At 42.1% G+C, this 17,100-nt stretch carries 14 protein-coding genes and 1 other annotated feature; of the genes, 4 read left to right on the forward strand and 10 right to left on the reverse strand.

Annotated features, from left to right (window positions below; genetic code table 11):
- Together tkt and zwf are read right to left on the reverse strand one after the other, a co-directional pair.
- Positions 1 to 2,013: a transketolase gene (tkt, locus tag EHS13_RS21570; protein WP_155705465.1), complete on the reverse strand. Its 2,013-nt coding sequence runs from the start codon at positions 2,011 to 2,013 to the stop codon at positions 1 to 3.
- A complete protein-coding gene (zwf, locus tag EHS13_RS21575) occupies positions 1,997 to 3,523 on the reverse strand; it encodes a glucose-6-phosphate dehydrogenase (RefSeq protein WP_155702373.1) in 1,527 nt (508 codons plus the stop codon). The genes tkt and zwf overlap by 17 nt, the downstream gene beginning before the upstream one ends.
- A 182-nt stretch (positions 3,524 to 3,705) precedes the next feature.
- Between zwf and EHS13_RS21580 the strand changes: the two genes are divergently transcribed.
- Positions 3,706 to 4,584, forward strand: a complete 879-nt coding sequence (locus tag EHS13_RS21580) for a LysR family transcriptional regulator (RefSeq protein WP_155702374.1) — start codon at positions 3,706 to 3,708, stop codon at positions 4,582 to 4,584.
- A gap of 137 nt (positions 4,585 to 4,721) precedes the next feature.
- On the opposite strand, the gene ileS is transcribed toward EHS13_RS21580, so the two are convergent.
- The 5 genes from ileS to EHS13_RS21605 form a co-directional block, all read right to left on the reverse strand.
- Positions 4,722 to 7,805: an isoleucine--tRNA ligase gene (ileS, locus tag EHS13_RS21585; RefSeq protein WP_155702375.1), complete on the reverse strand. Its 3,084-nt coding sequence runs from the start codon at positions 7,803 to 7,805 to the stop codon at positions 4,722 to 4,724.
- A gap of 48 nt (positions 7,806 to 7,853) precedes the next feature.
- Positions 7,854 to 8,102, reverse strand: a binding site (T-box leader).
- A 47-nt stretch (positions 8,103 to 8,149) separates the two neighbouring features.
- Positions 8,150 to 8,572, reverse strand: a complete 423-nt coding sequence (locus EHS13_RS21590; RefSeq protein WP_155702376.1) for a hypothetical protein — start codon at positions 8,570 to 8,572, stop codon at positions 8,150 to 8,152.
- Entirely contained in the window at positions 8,565 to 9,659 is a 1,095-nt protein-coding gene (locus tag EHS13_RS21595) for an AI-2E family transporter (RefSeq protein WP_155702377.1), read from the reverse strand. Before EHS13_RS21595 ends, EHS13_RS21590 begins: the two co-directional genes overlap by 8 nt.
- 166 nt (positions 9,660 to 9,825) lie before the next feature.
- Positions 9,826 to 10,248, reverse strand: a complete 423-nt coding sequence (locus EHS13_RS21600; RefSeq protein ID WP_155702378.1) for a VOC family protein — start codon at positions 10,246 to 10,248, stop codon at positions 9,826 to 9,828.
- 26 nt (positions 10,249 to 10,274) lie between these two features.
- Complete coding sequence (locus EHS13_RS21605; RefSeq protein WP_155702379.1) at positions 10,275 to 12,254, reverse strand: diguanylate cyclase domain-containing protein; 1,980 nt, start codon at positions 12,252 to 12,254, stop codon at positions 10,275 to 10,277.
- A gap of 148 nt (positions 12,255 to 12,402) precedes the next feature.
- On the opposite strand from EHS13_RS21605, the gene EHS13_RS21610 reads away from it, so the two are divergent.
- A complete protein-coding gene (locus EHS13_RS21610) occupies positions 12,403 to 13,587 on the forward strand; it encodes an oxalate decarboxylase family bicupin (protein ID WP_405083590.1) in 1,185 nt (394 codons plus the stop codon).
- A gap of 93 nt (positions 13,588 to 13,680) precedes the next feature.
- Positions 13,681 to 14,382, forward strand: a complete 702-nt coding sequence (locus EHS13_RS21615) for a cupin domain-containing protein (RefSeq protein ID WP_155702381.1) — start codon at positions 13,681 to 13,683, stop codon at positions 14,380 to 14,382.
- 585 nt (positions 14,383 to 14,967) lie between these two features.
- Here the strand turns inward: EHS13_RS21615 and EHS13_RS21620 are convergent.
- From EHS13_RS21620 to EHS13_RS21630, 3 genes are read right to left on the reverse strand one after another with little or no spacing between them, the layout of a single operon-like run.
- Entirely contained in the window at positions 14,968 to 15,609 is a 642-nt protein-coding gene (locus EHS13_RS21620) for a Ger(x)C family spore germination C-terminal domain-containing protein (RefSeq protein ID WP_155702382.1), read from the reverse strand.
- A gap of 9 nt (positions 15,610 to 15,618) precedes the next feature.
- Positions 15,619 to 16,050 (reverse strand): Ger(x)C family spore germination protein, encoded by a 432-nt coding sequence (locus tag EHS13_RS21625; RefSeq protein ID WP_155702383.1) that lies wholly within the window; start codon positions 16,048 to 16,050, stop codon positions 15,619 to 15,621.
- 7 nt (positions 16,051 to 16,057) lie between these two features.
- Entirely contained in the window at positions 16,058 to 16,672 is a 615-nt protein-coding gene (locus EHS13_RS21630; RefSeq protein ID WP_155702384.1) for a hypothetical protein, read from the reverse strand.
- A gap of 73 nt (positions 16,673 to 16,745) precedes the next feature.
- Here EHS13_RS21630 and EHS13_RS21635 point away from each other — a divergent pair, with 73 nt between their 5' ends.
- Positions 16,746 to 17,036: a WYL domain-containing protein gene (locus EHS13_RS21635; RefSeq protein ID WP_452445347.1), complete on the forward strand. Its 291-nt coding sequence runs from the start codon at positions 16,746 to 16,748 to the stop codon at positions 17,034 to 17,036.
- Positions 17,037 to 17,100 lie beyond the last annotated feature (64 nt).

The following is a 17,100-nucleotide window of genomic DNA, read 5'->3' on the forward strand; positions in this document are numbered from 1 at the left end:
TCAATTACCTCCATTAGTTTTAGTTGTTAGCATTTCTTTAGTTAGACGTACCACATTGTTAACCGAAAAACCAAAATACTCCATGACTTCATTACCATTTCCTGATGCTCCAAAGGTATCAATCGATATTACTTTGCCTAGTGGTCCAGTATAACGATCCCAGCCTAACGAAATACCTGCTTCGATAGCAAGACGATTAGTAACAGCTGATGGAAGCACCGACTGCTTATAAGCTTCGGATTGACGTTCGAATAGCTCTCTGCTCGGCATAGCAACGATGCGGACGGAAAGGTTATCTCGCTCCAGCTCCACTTTGGCGTTGACTGCCAGTGATACTTCTGATCCAGTTCCGATAAGAATGACATCAGGCTGATCATTGGTTTCCGTCAGGATATAAGCTCCCTTTGCCAGCTCATCTATATTGGCTTTAGTTGCTTCATAAACGGGCAGATTTTGCCGACTTAGCACAAGGGCTACTGGACCTGATTTCTGTTGCAGGGCATATGCCCAAGCACTTGCTGTTTCATTGGCATCACTTGGCCGAATAACGGTTAGACCAGGAATTGTCCGCAGCGCAGCTAGATGCTCGACTGGCTCATGAGTTGGTCCATCTTCACCAACAGCAATGGAATCATGGGTAAACACATAAATCACAGGCAGCTTTTGCAGAGCGGCTAAACGAATTGCCGGCCGCAAATAATCACTGAATACGAAGAAGGTGCTGACAAATGGTTTAATCCCGCCATGCAGCGCAAGACCATTGCCTGCTGCACCCATCGCATGCTCGCGGACGCCGAAGTATACATTACGTCCCGAATAAGATTCAACGGCAAATGTTTGCTCCCCGTTGATATCCGTCATTGTTGAATGGGATAAATCGGCACTTCCCCCGAAAATCGCAGGAACTCTTTTCACGAAATGATTGATCGCCTCACCACTTGCCACACGAGTTGAAACAGCTTTCGACGTGTCAAAAGTAAGAATGTCTGCGGCATCAAACAAAACAGTACCATCGATCGCTTGCTCAAACTCTTCAGCCAGTTGGGGGAAATTCTTTTTATAAGCATCGATTAGACGATTCCATTCTATTTCTTTTGCTTCTCCCTTGCTTTTAAGCTGATCAAAATGAGCTTTGACTTCGACAGGAACGGTAAACTCTTCTTCATGTTGCCAACCATACGCCATTTTTGTTGCTTTTGCTTCTTCTTTACCAAGCGGATTTCCGTGTGCTTTGTGAGTCCCAGCTACCTTAGGGCTTCCGTAACCAATAATCGTTCTTATCTCAATAATCGTTGGCTGTGATTGATTCTGCTTGGCTGCTTCGATCGCTTTAGAAATTTGCTCGATATCGTTGCCATCCTCAACCCTTAAATATTGCCAATGAGCTGACTCAGCACGTTTTTGCATGTTTTCTCCAAAGGAAAGGTTCAGATCTCCATCCAGCGAGATGTCATTGGAGTCATACAAGACGATTAATTTGTCCAGCTTCATATGTCCAGCCATGGACATCGCCTCATAAGAAATCCCTTCCATTAAGCATCCGTCACCAACAAGTGCATACGTATAATGGTCCATAACTGGATAGCCTTCTCGATTGAACTTTGCAGCCAAATGCACTTCGGCCATGGCCATACCAACCGCCATTGCTACACCTTGCCCTAAAGGTCCTGTAGTTGCATCGACACCATCCGTATGTCCAAATTCAGGGTGTCCAGGTGTCAAGCTATTCAGCTTGCGAAATTCTTTTAGATCTTGAATCGCTACTTTAAAGCCTGACAAATGCAGAAGGCTATAAAGTAAGGCGGAACCATGTCCTGCTGAAAGCACAAATCGATCACGGTTAAACCATTTTGCATGGCCTGGATTGTGATTTAAATGTTTAGACCAGAGAGTATACGCCATTGGGGCAGCGCCCATGGGTAAGCCTGGATGGCCAGAATTCGCACTATTAATGGCATCAATAGATAAGGTGCGAATGGTATCAATAGCTAGTTGTTCAATCGTTTGTGTGATAGGCATATTGTTCTCCTTTTATCGTTTCTATTTTTTGATCTGTGTTGGAATTAGTGCACCAATGATAGCCGTCTCTGGCTAACAGCTGGTCTGCTTCATCCGGTCCAAAAGAACCTGCTGAATAGGGATGAAGCGGAACGAGATTCTCTTCAAATGCATTCAAGATGGGTTGAACCCACTTCCAAGACAATTCTACTTCATCCCAATGAGCAAAGAAGGTTGGATCTCCACGCAGAGCGTCGTAAATCAAGTTTTCATAAGCTTCTGGCACATCCTTGCGGCTCGTGTGAAAGTCAATTAGAATCGGCTTAAACTCACCTTCATGCTGGGGATCCTTGGTATTTAATTGCAAGGTAATGCCTTCATTTGGATTGATTTCAAATATTAAAAGATTGGGATTTGTTTTCTCCTCGTATGTAGAAGAGTGCTGCTTTAAAGGTTCTTTGAACTCAATAACAATTCGCGTTGATTTCTCCTGCGTTCTTTTGCCAGTTCGAATATAGAAGGGAACCTCCCTCCAAAAAACGTCATCGATCTCCAATCTGGCAGCTATAAAGGTATCATTCATGGAGTCTTGGCCAATACCAGGTTCGTCTTTATATCCGACTACGGCTTTGCCTTGGATTGTACCAGCTGTATATTGCCCGCGAACCACATTCATAGCAACATCCTCTTTTTGCAGCGGCTCTAAAGCTTCCATAATCCGTTTCTTTTTTAAACGGACTTCTTCAGAAGTGCTGCCCTTCGGCAGGTGAATGGATAACATCATAAGTAATTGCAGCATATGATTCTGGAACATATCACGAATGGCGCCAACGTGATCGTAGTAACCAGCTCTTTCTTCAACACCGACTGTTTCAATAGCTGTGATTTGCACATTGGCAATGTAATGATTGGTCCATAATGCCTGTAGAACAGGATTGGCTTGCTGTAGTACCTCAAGCTTCTGCACCATTGGCTTTCCTAAGTAATGATCGATGCGGAATATTTCATGCTCCGCAAAGGATATGCTCAGCTTCTGATTTAACTCCCTAGCCGATTGCAAATCATGGCCAAATGGCTTTTCGATTATCAGGCGTTTCCAGCCTTTTGTAGATCCAAGTCCACTCTCTTTGATGCTAGTAGCAATAATGTCAAAAAACTCAGGACCAACTGATAAATAGAACAGACGATTCTGTGGAATATTCAGTTCAGCTTCGCGTTGTTCTACCAACTGCAGCAGCTTTTGATAATCCTCTTTATGTCCAACGTCCAAAACGCTGTAACGAAATGCTTCTAAGAAAGCTTTCACTGATCCTGGATCGTCCACTGCTCTTCTGGAAAAGCTACGAAGAGATTGCTCCACATTTTTCTGAAATACTTCATTTGAAAGCTCTCTTCTGCCAAGTCCTATTACAGAGAAGGAAGCAGGTAGCTTTTGATCAATAAACAAATTATATAAGGCAGGGTAAATTTTTCTTTTGGCTAAATCCCCTGTCGCTCCGAACAAGACAAACGTGGTTGCCTCCATTTTTCTTTCTCCTTCCAGATGAGCTCTCTTTGTTGTCCGCATTGACGGCAGCGACTGCTGCATTAGCAATTTGACTGCTTGTCAATCCGTCTGCTCTGGTTTCTTTTTCATATTTTGATTATAATACGATTATCATCTATACAAGTAATCAATATATTTCACAGGAGCTATAGACCCCATCTATGAACAATAACTATGAATTATACAAAGTTTTTTACTGGGCTGCGAAAACAGGCAGCTTGACACAAGCAGCCAAGGCCTTGTATCTCACCCAACCAAGTGTTAGCCACGCGATCAAACAGCTCGAATCAAGCTTTGGCATTACTTTGTTTTATCGGAATTCCAAAGGTGTTGCGGTGACGCAAGAAGGTGCCATCCTCTACTCCTATATTGAACAGTCTCAGATTTTAATCTCGCGTGCCGAAGAAAAAATGGCTGCACTTAAAAATTTGGACAGCGGCGAGCTGCGGCTCGGGGGAAGTGATTCATTGTTTAAGCATTATTTGCTTCCTTACTTGGAAGACTTTCATCAGAAGCATCCCAGCATCCGACTTCAACTTAATCATGGAACTACGCCTGAGATTATTGCTTTCTTAAAAGAAGGCAGAATCGATATGGGTGTCGTGCGTATGCCAATCGTCGATCCCCAGCTCGAAGTGAGAGAGAGTATCCAGCTATCGGATTGTTTTGTAGCAGGGGCCCGTTATGCCGACCTTAAGGATGTAGTCTTATCACTGGATATGCTGCTCCAGTACCCCGTCATTCTATTCTCGCGCAATAGCCGGGCGCGAATGGCCATTACGGAATTATTCCAAAGCTACGGCTACAAACTCAAACCTGAAATCGAAGTCGGAAGTGTGGATCTGCTCATCGAGTTTGCGCTGAAAGGACTTGGAATCTCTTACGTAACCAGAGAATTTGTTTCCAAGGAGCTGGAAGAGGGCTCTCTCTTCGAGATCCAATTAGATGTACGGCTGCCGCCTTCTCATGTAGGAATTATGACTATGCGCAACATGCCGCTATCCAGCTCAGCAAGCAGGTTTATTGAGCTGGTTCGTTAGAGCTCACTCTGTAGCTGGAAAATGTACCGTTAAGTAACCGTTTAATCCATTTGCGATCATTTTAAAGGGAGTTTTTCCTTTAAAAAAACGGAGCTGCATTGGCAGACTCCGTTTAGGTTTCCTTTTTTCAATTCAACTCATTCAATCCCAAGCCATAATGTTTTTTCCGCAATTTGAATTTGCTCTCCGCTGCTGTTTTCCCCAAATTTCAATGATTGAAGCAGCACGTTCTTTTGAAGTAAATCTTCAAACTGAATGATTGTACTCCAAGTGTCTTCGTCTGTATGAATAACGAGGTCTACCCGCTTATCAATCGGAAGATCGTATTTCTTGCGAAGATCTTGAATCGCACGAATCAGCTCCCGGATCATCCCTTCTTTTTCGAGGTCAGGCGTAAGGCTCGTATTGAGTGAAACCGTCATATTATAGCCGGTAGCCGATGCGAAACCTGGCTTGGCTTGACGCTCTACCAACACTTCTTCCAAGGAAATGTTGATCGTCTCTCCGTTTTCAGGCTTGTAAGCAAAGTAACCCTTCTCGAGCATCAGCAGAATTTTCGCTTGCTCTAAGCCCTTCAAATAAGCTTGCATTCCAGAGATCAGCTTGCCGTATTTGGGTCCTGATAGCTTTAAATTCATTTTCAACGAGTAGTTAGTAAGCTCGTTATTCTGTGATTCGACGCGAATGGCTTTCACATTCATTTCATCTTGAATAATATCAACAAATGCAGCTGAACCCAGAGTCCCTTCCATAATGACGATCAGCTCCGATAGCGGCTGACGATTCTTAAGGCCTGTATCATTGCGAATGATCCTCGCGAGCTCAACAATTTGTTTAACTCTTCCCATATTTGCTTCTAAGGCCAAATCAATAACAGACGGATTGGAGTCGGGAAAATCAGTTAAATGAACGCTGCCTCCGACTGCTAAATTACTATAGATTTCTTCCGCTAGGAAAGGTGTAAAAGGAGCCATTAATCGGCTGAGCGTTAATAACACCTGACGCATCGTTCTATATGCAGCGCATTTATCCTCTGACAATCCTTTGCCCCAGAAACGCTCCCTTGAACGACGGATATACCAATTACTGAATTCGTCTACAATGCTTTCAATAGCTTGAGCTGCGTTCATGAAATCATAAGTTTCCAAGCCAGCTCGAACCTTATCTATCGTCTGGTTAAGTCGTGATATCATCCATTGATCGAGCATATTCGCAGACTCTTCATTAACATCTACCGCTGGATCGTATTGATCAATCTTAGCGTACATAACATAAAAAGCATGAGCATTTACTAGTGTATCGATAACTTTAGATTTAGCTTCTGCCACAATCGATCTTGAGAAACGCTTGCTAAGCCAAGGAGCACTGTCAGACAGCAAAGCCCAGCGAAAGGCATCCGCACCAAATTCATTGATTATTTCCCATGGATCCACAACGTTCCCTTTGCTCTTAGACATTTTCAGACCATTCTCGTCTAAAATATGTCCCGTCGCCATCACTGCTTTATAAGGAGCTTTCCCTGTAAAAAGGGTCGATACCGCTAACAAGCTATAGAACCAGCCACGAGTTTGATCAATTCCTTCACAAATGATATCTGCAGGATATTGCTCGTCAAATGCTGCTTGATTCTCAAACGGATAATGATGCTGCGCAAATGGCATAGAGCCACTATCAAACCAGACATCTATTACTTCTGAGGAACGTACCATTTCGCCTGAGCATGCTGAGCAATTAAGCCGGATTTCATCTATAAAAGGTTTATGCAGCTCCAAATTTTCAGATATTGGTTTTGTAGCGTTCTCCCGCAATTCCGCGATACTTCCTGGTGCGTGCTCATTGCCGCAGTCTTGGCAAACCCATACATTAAGCGGTGTTCCCCAATAGCGATTTCGGCTGATATTCCAATCCACTAGCTCATCGAGAAATTTACCAAAACGTCCATCTCTCACGTGATCTGGATACCATTTGACTGCTTTATTGTTTGCGATCATTTTATCTTTAATTGCTGTAGTTCGGATAAACCAGCTTTCCATGGCATAATAGAGCAGCGGCGTTTTACAGCGCCAGCAGAAAGGGTAGCTGTGCTCATAACGCTCTTTTGAGAATAATAGGCTGCGTTTTGATAAATCTTTAACGATATCCACATCACAATCCTTAACAAAACGACCAGCGAACTCAGTGACATCAGCGGTATAACAGCCATCCAGTCCAACCACATTCAGAATTTCAATACCCTGCTTTTGTGAAGCACGATAATCATCTTCCCCATGTGCTGGAGCAATGTGGACAATTCCCGTCCCGCTCGTATCACTCACAAAATCTGCTGCAATTACAACATATCTAAGTTTATCGGTCGCATAAGGATAAGGGGCTTCATAAGAAACACCTACAAATTCATCCCCTTTATGCTCAGATAGCAGCTCGTAAGGCTCTTGGATAATTTTAGCTAACAGATTTTTGGCTAGGATATAGACCTCATTATTCTGCTTTACCTTAACGTAATCCAGCTCGGGATTTACGGCCAAGGCTACATTTGCCGGTAAAGTCCAAGGCGTTGTCGTCCACGCTAGGAAACTCTCCCCTTCGCTGCTTTTAAATTTCACGGTTGCACTAAGATCCTTCACATCTTCGTAACCCTGTGCTAGTTCATGTGAGCTGAGAGTTGTTTGGCAGCTTGGGCAATAAGGACTTACGCGATGGCCTTTATAGAGATGGCCTTCCTTGTGGACTTTGGATAGAATATGCCAAACACTCTCGATATAATCATTAGACAAGGTAATGTAAGGATCATTCATATCGGTCCAGTAGCCGATTGACTCGGTTAATTCACGCCATTGCTTCTCATATCGGAACACACTGGCTTTGCATTTATCGATGAATTTCTCAACACCGTAAGCTTCGATTGCTTGTTTGCCTGAGATACCCAGCTCCTTCTCCACCCCAAGCTCTACAGGTAATCCATGCGTATCCCAACCAGCTTTGCGTAATACTTGATGCCCTGTCATTGTCTTATACCGACAGATAAAATCCTTAATAACCCGACCAAGAACATGGCCAATATGCGGTGCGCCATTAGCGGTTGGCGGGCCTTCATAGAATACAAAACGCGGACTGCCAGCTCGTTGATTAACTGACTTAGCAAAGGTCTGATCCTTACTCCACTGCTCATAAATCCTCTTCTCACGATCTGCAGCTTTTTCCTTAACATCAACTGGACGCATATAACCCACTCCTTAATCATAGTTGAAAACACAAAAAATCCCGCCCCTGAAAGGGACGAGATTGAACTCGCGATACCACCCTAATTCCATAAAAGCATTATCTGCTCCTATAGCACCTCAACTGCGTACTAACATACGCGGCCCTTGTAACGGCGGGATCCCGGTAAAGCTTACTCAAGCTTCAGCTTTACTTCTCGGAGCGGATTTTCAGCTAGAACATGAACATTGGCTTTCAGCCATACGCCAACTCTCTGGGGAACAAGATCATAGCTTACTCTTTCTCGTTAACGAATTTCTTTTATAAAAGTTAATCTATTCTTACACTAAATTTAATTGTTGTCAATTCATTTAATTACTCCATGCTCAAAAGGACGTGTTGATTTGATTGCTTTAAAACCAAATTCACGATAAATTCCATCCATCGCATAAAGTGGTTTATGGGCATTCCCCGGTTGTTCATAATAAGAGAGATCAAATTCTGGCGCTTTATCCTTCAGAATCATGCGAAGCATTTCGAGTGTAGAAATACTGCAGTTGGAATCCGGCCCCACTAAATTACAAGTACGAACCTCTAGCTTAATCGGTGCCTCGACAGTTCGAATAATGGCCGTCACAACATCGCTTGCGTAAACCTGACCCAATTGGACGAATGGGACGTCCAGGTTATCCGTGGAATTTATTACATCGGGAATCCAGCTAGAATCAGGCAAGACAGCACCAAAACGCAGATTTATGAAGTCCGTATCTGACTGGATAATCTCACTCAATCAATTCCTCAAATTTATCAGCCAGAAAGATGCGATAGATTCGCACTATAATTATTTTCACAACCATATAAGCTGGAATCGCTAGAATAACACCAAGTATTCCGACGATATCCCCTGCCACTAATAGCAGAATAATCGTAGTCAATGGGTGAATATCCAGACGTTTTCCATAAATATGCGGTGATAGAAAGCTGCTTTCGATTTGTTGAGCAATTACCGTAACAATCACTACCCATATTATCATCGACGGCGCATCAATAAAAGCAACAATTAGACAAGGTATAGCACCCAAAAACTGTCCAATATAGGGAATGATATTCAGCACCGTAGCGATAACTGCCAACAATAACGCGTAAGGCAGCCCGATGATCATAAATCCAATATATAGTAAAACACCTAACAGACAAGTAATAATAACACGGCCTACAATAAAGCCGCTTAAGGCATCATCAATTTCTAGAATAACCTCCCTGCCATCCTTGCGGAACCGTCTTGGGATAATGTGAAGAATCGAACTGGGAATATGCTCGCTTTCTTTTAACATGTAATACAGAATAATAGGCGCTGTCGCAATAACAATCACGAAGCTAGTGATAATTGCAAAAATATTCGAAATATAATTCGAAGCAATCGTAATAGCTGTATTCAAATACTCGGATAACTTCGTTGACAGATCGGAATCATCCCCAACGAACATCGCTACCAAACGATTCTCTTGAATTTTATTGATCTGTGCCTGAAAGCCTTTAATCAGTTCCGGAGCACTCTTGATAAAATTCTCAATCTGGGTTTGCAGCAAAGGCCATATAATAATAAAAAATACGACGGCAGCAGCAGCCAGAACACAATAAATCAAAATGATCGAGATGGTTTTATTAATTTTTATTTTCTCAAAGTAAGTCACCAACGGACGTAATAAATAGTAGAAGAAGCCTGCTAGCATAAAGGGCAGAATGAGAATATTAAAGATCATCGCTAAAGGCCTAAAAATAAAGCTAATTTTCGCAGTCATGTAAACAATCGCCAATAAAATTAAAAGCGAGCATATCACTAGAAAAAACCGAAAAAACTTACTGTTTAGCAGCATTCACTTGTCACTCCTTTTGTTAAAGTTTCCTACTAATAATCCTACACTAATTGCCCAGCTCTTAAAAGCACTTTAAACCGACAAAAAAAGCAGCCCGCTAGATCGGTTATATCTATTTATATAAGTAAAAAGAGTAACCAATGGGGCTACTCTTTAGATGCTTCATCTAGTCTATGTTATTACCGTTGTTAAGATTTAATTGCCACGAAACACCGAACTTATCCTGCAGCCAACCAAATCTTTTGCTAAACGGATAACTGTCTAATGCCATTAGCACTTTTCCATCCTCAGACAGCTGTGCAAAAACGCGGTCGATCTCAGCTTCAGTATCGCAAGTTACATACAAGGATATGGCTGGTGTAAAAGTAAACCCATGTTTAACGCTGCTATCGATGCACATGAATACTTGTCCATGCAATGAGAATGTGGCTTGCAGTACACTGCCTTCAGCCCCCGCTTGATTCGCTCCATAACGCTGAATACTAATTATTTCGGATTGATCAAATATAGAGGTGTAAAGCTTCATCGCCTCTTCTGCCTTACCCTCGAACATTAAAAACGTCGTAATTTTCGAATTTGAATTTTCCATTTAAAATCAACTCCTTTTTATAATCCTTATTCTTGCCTATAATAGCTATAATTGTTAACTCCACTTTTTTTGGAATCATACATAGCTGAATCCGCTCGATTTAACAATTCTTCTGCTTCAATGCCATCTTCTGGATAAATACTAATTCCAATGCTTGCAGTTACTTGCAGCTGCTTGTCCTCAATCGAAATCGAAGCGCAAACATTCTGCAGAATCAGCTCAGTTATGCGGCTAATTTCTGTTTTACCCTTGAGGTTCATCAGAATAATTACAAATTCATCTCCAGCTAAGCGCATAACCGTATCGGACTCACGCACACTTGAGGTTAAGCGTTGCGCTACTTCTTTCAGCAATTCATCTCCTGTTTTATGGCCGTAATTATCATTCACCTCTTTAAAGCTATCGAGATCAATGAACAATAAAGCCAGTTGCTGTTGATTTCTTGCGGAAATACTCATGTCGTGAGCCAATCTCTCATAAAAGCTATTGCGATTAAGCAGCCCAGTCAAGCTATCATATTGAGCCATATAATCGAGCTTTTCTTCACTTATTTTGCGCTCGGTAATGTCTCTTGTAATGAAAGCTACAGCAATCATTTGCTGCTTTGCATTGCGAACTGGATATAGATTATTCGAAAACCAGACAAATTCTCCATTCAGTTCAACAGAAAATTCATCAGACATTTTGTTTCCGTCTTGGATTACGTTATGAACATTCTTAAATAGAACGCTATACAGCTCTGATTTAATCCACTCGTCGTGCGTTTTGCCTATCAACTGCCCAGCATCAATTCCATATTTAAGTGAACCGTTGAAATAAATACATTTGCCTTCTAAATCAAACATTACGATTAATTCATCCGTGCTCTCCACAAGCAACTTCAGCCTAACTTCACTTTCCTCTAGATCATCCTCAGCTTGTTGGCGTTTCTTAATTTGGAACCGTAAATTTCTATTCATTCTAGAGATATAGACTGTAATAATCATGAGCGGCAACAGAATACAAGCCAATATGATCAGAACATTCTTCACCCAATGAGGCAGCTTATACGTATCCTCTTTCTCAAAAAGGAAAGCATCCATCGGGAATTCCGCCTTAGAAATCATCCCCATATCCTTAAAAGTAGCCACCATATGCTCCCAACGATCTCGGTTAGAATAACCAGGCTCAATCAATTCGGGCTGTAAAAGGATTTGCATTTTTCTTGCTTCATCCTGAAGCTCTTCCTTTGAATGCAGCTTGCTATATTTACTAATAATCAAGTCTATGATCTCATCCGTATGTTCCATCGCATATTTCCAACCACGCATGCTGGCATCTCTAAAAGCTTGGACTCGTTTGGGATCCTTCTTAATTTGTGCTTCGGTAGTAAACAATACATCGCCATAGAAATCAATCCCGTTCGCCCTTGGCTGAAAAACATGAACAGCTATCCCCTGATGGTTAAGCACATACAATTCATCTGTCGTATAAACCGAGACCGCATCCACACGTCGTTCAATAAAATCCTTTAAATTGTAGGAATGAGGCACAACTTCCATTTGATCTTTAGTAATGCCTTCCATATTTAAATAGGCATAAATTTCAGCAGATTGGGTCTCCAGCATAATTTTTTTGCCTTTGAGATCATGCAAGTTAGATATTCCTTCGTCCTCATGTGCAATTAACACAAGCGGTGAATGTTGAAAAACGACACCAAGCACAACTACAGGATCTCCCTGTGAACGTCTTTGCACCAATTCTGCGGACGCTGAGCCAAATTCAGCTTCACCATGGATAACTTGATCTATAGGATCCTTTGATATATCGACCTCTTTCAAGTTTACATCAAAACCAGCTTCTTTATAGTAGCCTTTTTCCAGTGCAGCATAGTAGCCGGCGAATTGGAATTGATGCTTCCATTTAAGCTGTAAGGTCACTTTTTCAGTTGCGGCTTGTACCGACATCATAGGAAGTAGTAGAGCCAATATAGTAAATGCCAGTATGAAGCGCAGCCATTTTTGCAAGTTCGATCACTCCTGTTCAAACTCATTTTACCATATTTATATGATAATTAAATCAATTTTACATATCACTCAAGCTTATACCATAAACATTAAATAGTTAGGAAATCTTTGTCATCTTACACATTCGGAAGGAGATAAACTAATTAAAATTCCTGAGAATTCCCATAAAAATAATACTCAAATACCACAGCCAATAAGAAATGATGGAGCTGGAGGAATCGATCTTGGCCCACGTGATGTGATGCGAGATCTTGAAAATCCTAATATGTTCGTCCCTCCAGCTACCGACAATGGCTTGCTTCCTAATCTCAAACTCTCTTTCTCTGATACACACATGCAGTTGAATCAGGGTGGCTGGTCTCGTGAAATTACAGCCAGGGATCTCCCTATCGCCACAACACTCGCTGGAGTTAATATGAGTTTAACACCAGGAGGTGTTCGCGAGTTACATTGGCATCAACAAGCAGAGTGGGCTTATATGCTGTTAGGCCGGGCAAGAATTACAGCCATGGATCCAGAGGGACGAAATTTCATTGCAGATTTAGGTCCAGGCGACTTGTGGTACTTCCCGGCAGGCTTGCCACATTCCATTCAGGGTTTAGCGGAAGGCTGTGAATTCCTGCTTGTTTTTGATGATGGCAGCTTCTCAGATCTGAATACCTTGTCCATCTCAGATTGGTTTGCCCATACTCCAAAAGAAGTACTTTCAGCTAATTTTGGAGTTTCAGAGCTTGCCTTTAACTCTATTTCATCCGATCAAGTCTATATATTTCAAGATGCTGTTCCGGGTTCGTTGGAAAGCCAGAGAGTACAATCACCTTACGGGACAATTCCGCTAAGCTTTAAGCATCAATTATTGGCACAAACTCCATTAAAAACGCCTGGTGGGAGTGTACGGATAGTAGATTCATCGAACTTTCCAATATCCAAAACGATTGCTGCGGCATTGGTCGAAGTCGAGCCAGGTGCTATGAGAGAGCTTCATTGGCACCCTAATAACGACGAATGGCAGTATTATCTCACAGGCCAAGGAAGAATGACTGTATTTGCTGGCAATGGCATAGCTCGAACATTCAATTATAGAGCTGGAGATGTGGGTTATGTACCTTTTGCAAATGGCCATTACATCCAGAATACAGGCAGCGAAACATTATGGTTCTTAGAAATGTTCAAAAGTGATCGCTTCGTCGATATCTCATTAAACCAATGGATGGCACTTTCACCTCGACAGCTCGTTCAAGATAACTTGCACGTTGGAGCTGATTTATTAGATGCTTTACGCAAAGAAAAATGGCCTGTAGTCAAATACCCACAGACCAAGACCAATTTATAATCTCAATAATTCGCACTTGTATATAGGTAAACGCATATATTATTTTATTAGAACCATAAACATATGCGTTTAGAAAGGTAGGAATATTCAAAAATGACTTCATACATGGATTATACGTCCCCTTCTGTTCAGTTCACTTATGATTTGAGCAATAACACCACTTTCAAAAAAGACGCCAATAATTACATCAATACGCTTTCTATAATGCAGCTAAATACCTTGGAGAATACATCTTTGCTGGATATCTACTTTAGTACAGCTAATGTTGTTGAACCCCATTATCATCAAAATGCAGCTGAGTTGGTTTACTGTATCTCCGGTTCGGCAGTGGTTTCAATTATTAATCCATTCACCAATTGCCTGCTTCATTTCCCCATAACTCCTGGTCAGGTCGCGAATGTACCTCAGGGCTGGTGGCATTATGAGATCGCAACAATAGACAACACCCATCTGCTCGCGATCTTTGATGCCCCTGTTCCCGATACTATTTTTGGTTCAGATATCTTAAGATTAACGCCTGCAAACGTGCTTGCCCACACCTACTGTCTTAATCAAGCTAAGGTAAAAGACACACTAGCTCCCCTTCAAAACACCGTAGTAATTGGTCCACCTGCTGATTGCCAAAAACAAGAGGTGGCTGGAGCAATGAAGGGCATGCCACAACAAAAGCAGCCTTATATTAATTCAATTCCTGCCAATCAGAGTTATTTTAATCAAACCTATGGTCAGCCTTTACAGCCTCAGCCACCGCAAACTCAGTACCCTTACCAACAGCAGCCCTATATCCACTATTGACTTATATTTTTATAAAAAAAGCGATCTCCTCCCGGAAAAACTCCGAGATGGGACCGCCTATTTTTATGAAATTAGCTAGGATTATAGCTCTCTAAGCTACGCCCACCGCAAAGCTCTAACCGTTACTTCCGAGATTGATATGGGCTCGTTTACTTTCTGAATTTCTTCACTAGCTCACGAAGCTCATTTTCTGGCTTGGATAAGCCTTCTCAGCTGGAGAACAGACAAGTGTGAAATATTTAAGCAATCCATGACGCTCAAGTCTCTACACTGTTCTTGCATTTTGATTGGCTATTATTTTGTGAGTTGTAATTAAGATTGTCACCATTTGTAACTTTGTTTATCACTGATTTGGAATGTAGATTTGTCACAACTCAGTCAGTCGACATGGACTGAAAAGCCTAAGATTATAAGGGATTTATTTCTATATAATATTTTTTTCTACCAATTACAATATCTTCGATTCAAATACATACCAATTTTGACTCGAAAAATACTGTAATGATTAGTGTCACAAATCGTTGTAGTTTGTTTGTCCATCTACAATCCTTTAATTGCTTGGTTTAATAGTATAAGTAGTCTTAATTATTTCACGAACCCCTCGGATCGCAGTTGTACCTGAACATCAGCTTCAAATTTCAGTTGTGGATATAAAGCTTGCCACGCCTCCCAATCACCTTTTGGATTCCAGTGGTAGGAGAGATAGTGAAGACCGAATCCAAGTGGATCCAGACCTGCACTTTGTATTTTCTCAAGTAGCCTCACCACTTTAAGTTTTATTTCCCGTTCTTCTACTAACTCGTAGACAGACGTATCAACAACTTCTTCGTTTCCACTCTCCGCAACGATGCCGCTTAGGCGAACATCGTACTTTATTTTAGGCGGCTTTGGATCTTCCTTCAGAATATACCTTACCTTCGCATCGCGAATCATTGTGACCATAAGGTCATTCTCGTCCTTCCCATTAAGCTCGTAATAGAACCGTTTCGGCTTTTGTGTGATTAACCTAAAGAGGCTCGTTTCCTCCGGTTCCAGTTCGCTCCTCATCCCCTTCTTATCAAATAGAGCAAGCCGTTCTGTAGTAATATTGTCTCCTTTGAGCTCCAGGATTGGCAGATAAGGATCAGCGCCCAGTTCATAGAAACGTGCGTAAAACTTCGACATCGGTACAGCCTCAAGATGCGTCGATTCCTGGTGCAGATCAGAAAACATATCATCAATATACATACTGGAAGGTTACCCTGATTTTGTCTTTAACTTCAGCAGTGCGTTGGCATTAGGGCGGGCAACCACCATCCAGGCGATGAACTGCAAACCAGGCTTACGTACGGCGTAGTCCAGCAATAAATCCGCATTTTCCCTCGCTAAATCCTCCCCCATGACGACTATTTTTGTGTGAGTGAAGTCAAGAAGTTTTTCACTCTTGGCTTGAAGAGCCTCTACGGCATATGTGATAGAGTTTGCTTCTTGGTCAAGTATGAAAAATTGGCCATTCCCACTGTTTTCTCCCCCTTTCGGCACAATGACCTCTAACGACACGCGAAAACGCGCTTTTTTACCTACATCGACACCTATTCCTACAACTACACTTCGCTTGTCGATATCTACACCACTGCAACCAGATAAGGAAAACAAACTACCCACTACTACGATAACTAGAAGCACCATCGGCAACCTACACATGGGCATTACTCTTTTTCCGAGCTAAGTAAATGAGAAGGACAATCAAACACATATTCCCGATTATGCGACTGATTACAAAATATCGACCTATTCGAATAAATAGGTTTATATCCACCACATATACAAATCCAAACGGCACAGCAGCGAAAACAGCCAGTAACAGCCATTCCACTTTTCTCGACCTGTTTATTAAGAAGGATTTTGCGTAATGGAACGCGATATGCCAACTACTGATTACGCCGAAAAACGTATATAACGCGAATATTAACATATACACATAGACCAATCTTTCGACCACAAACCACTTCATCCGGACCGAATCCTCTACCGAGAACCAAATGTAGTTCAAATGCTGCAATGCCTCCATGCCAAAAAAACCGATGGGTACGAAATAAGCCACCAAGAGCAAAAGTACGCCCGAACCTGTGGTAATGAGTAAAATACGTGAGTAGCTGGTTTGGCCGGTAGACGTTTTCCAATTGATGATTTTCTGATACCATATAAGAGAGGTAGCTCCCGAGAAGAGAAAAGCCGCTGCCGCACCCCCTCCCCAAGTCGGCATCGTCCGTACATAGGTAGCGGAATGACGTATTGCATCCCACGACATTTGGGGATCAACAATCGTTTGTCCGGCCTATTGCTTTTCCCGCGATGATTATCGGTTATTCCGGTGTGACCGGATGCTTTCAGTCGTTTATGAGACTGAACCTGCCGTATTGAAGCCGCTGGATCTTCGCCATGTTCATCTCGGAAACTGGGAATCATTTGTCAAAATGAAACAGGAGCTGATCCGTTTAGAGGTCGAGCTATCTATAGAGGGTGTTCAGCGTTGCGAGACAGAATTAGGTCGACGCATCAAGCTTCATATACGCAAAGATGGCACTGGTTGGCTTGACCACTTTACAGTGAAAAGTGACATCCCATTTCTTGCTAAAATTTTCATCGGCTTAGGAACAGAAGCAATCGTTTAATGAAATCCACCAGAGTTGGTGGATTTCATTAAACGATTGCTTTCCCAAATCATGGCGAAATTTG

The organism is Paenibacillus psychroresistens (assembly GCF_009728935.1).
In the GTDB taxonomy this organism is placed as follows: Bacteria; Bacillota; Bacilli; order Paenibacillales; family NBRC-103111; genus Paenibacillus_AC; species Paenibacillus_AC psychroresistens.

Bases quoted from the DNA above. Each gene is read 5' to 3' on its own strand.
- EHS13_RS21600 (WP_155702378.1), bottom strand. From the start codon at position 10,248: ATGGAAAATTCAAATTCGAAAATTACGACGTTTTTAATGTTCGAGGGT.
- zwf (WP_155702373.1), bottom strand. From the start codon at position 3,523: ATGGAGGCAACCACGTTTGTCTTGTTCGGAGCGACAGGGGATTTAGCC.
- EHS13_RS21620 (WP_155702382.1), bottom strand. From the start codon at position 15,609: ATGTATATTGATGATATGTTTTCTGATCTGCACCAGGAATCGACGCAT.
- EHS13_RS21625 (WP_155702383.1), bottom strand. From the start codon at position 16,050: ATGGTGCTTCTAGTTATCGTAGTAGTGGGTAGTTTGTTTTCCTTATCT.
- ileS (WP_155702375.1), bottom strand. From the start codon at position 7,805: ATGCGTCCAGTTGATGTTAAGGAAAAAGCTGCAGATCGTGAGAAGAGG.
- EHS13_RS21615 (WP_155702381.1), top strand. From the start codon at position 13,681: ATGACTTCATACATGGATTATACGTCCCCTTCTGTTCAGTTCACTTAT.
- EHS13_RS21630 (WP_155702384.1), bottom strand. From the start codon at position 16,672: ATGTCGTGGGATGCAATACGTCATTCCGCTACCTATGTACGGACGATG.
- EHS13_RS21635 (WP_452445347.1), top strand. From the start codon at position 16,746: ATGCTTTCAGTCGTTTATGAGACTGAACCTGCCGTATTGAAGCCGCTG.
- EHS13_RS21580 (WP_155702374.1), top strand. From the start codon at position 3,706: ATGAACAATAACTATGAATTATACAAAGTTTTTTACTGGGCTGCGAAA.
- EHS13_RS21595 (WP_155702377.1), bottom strand. From the start codon at position 9,659: ATGCTGCTAAACAGTAAGTTTTTTCGGTTTTTTCTAGTGATATGCTCG.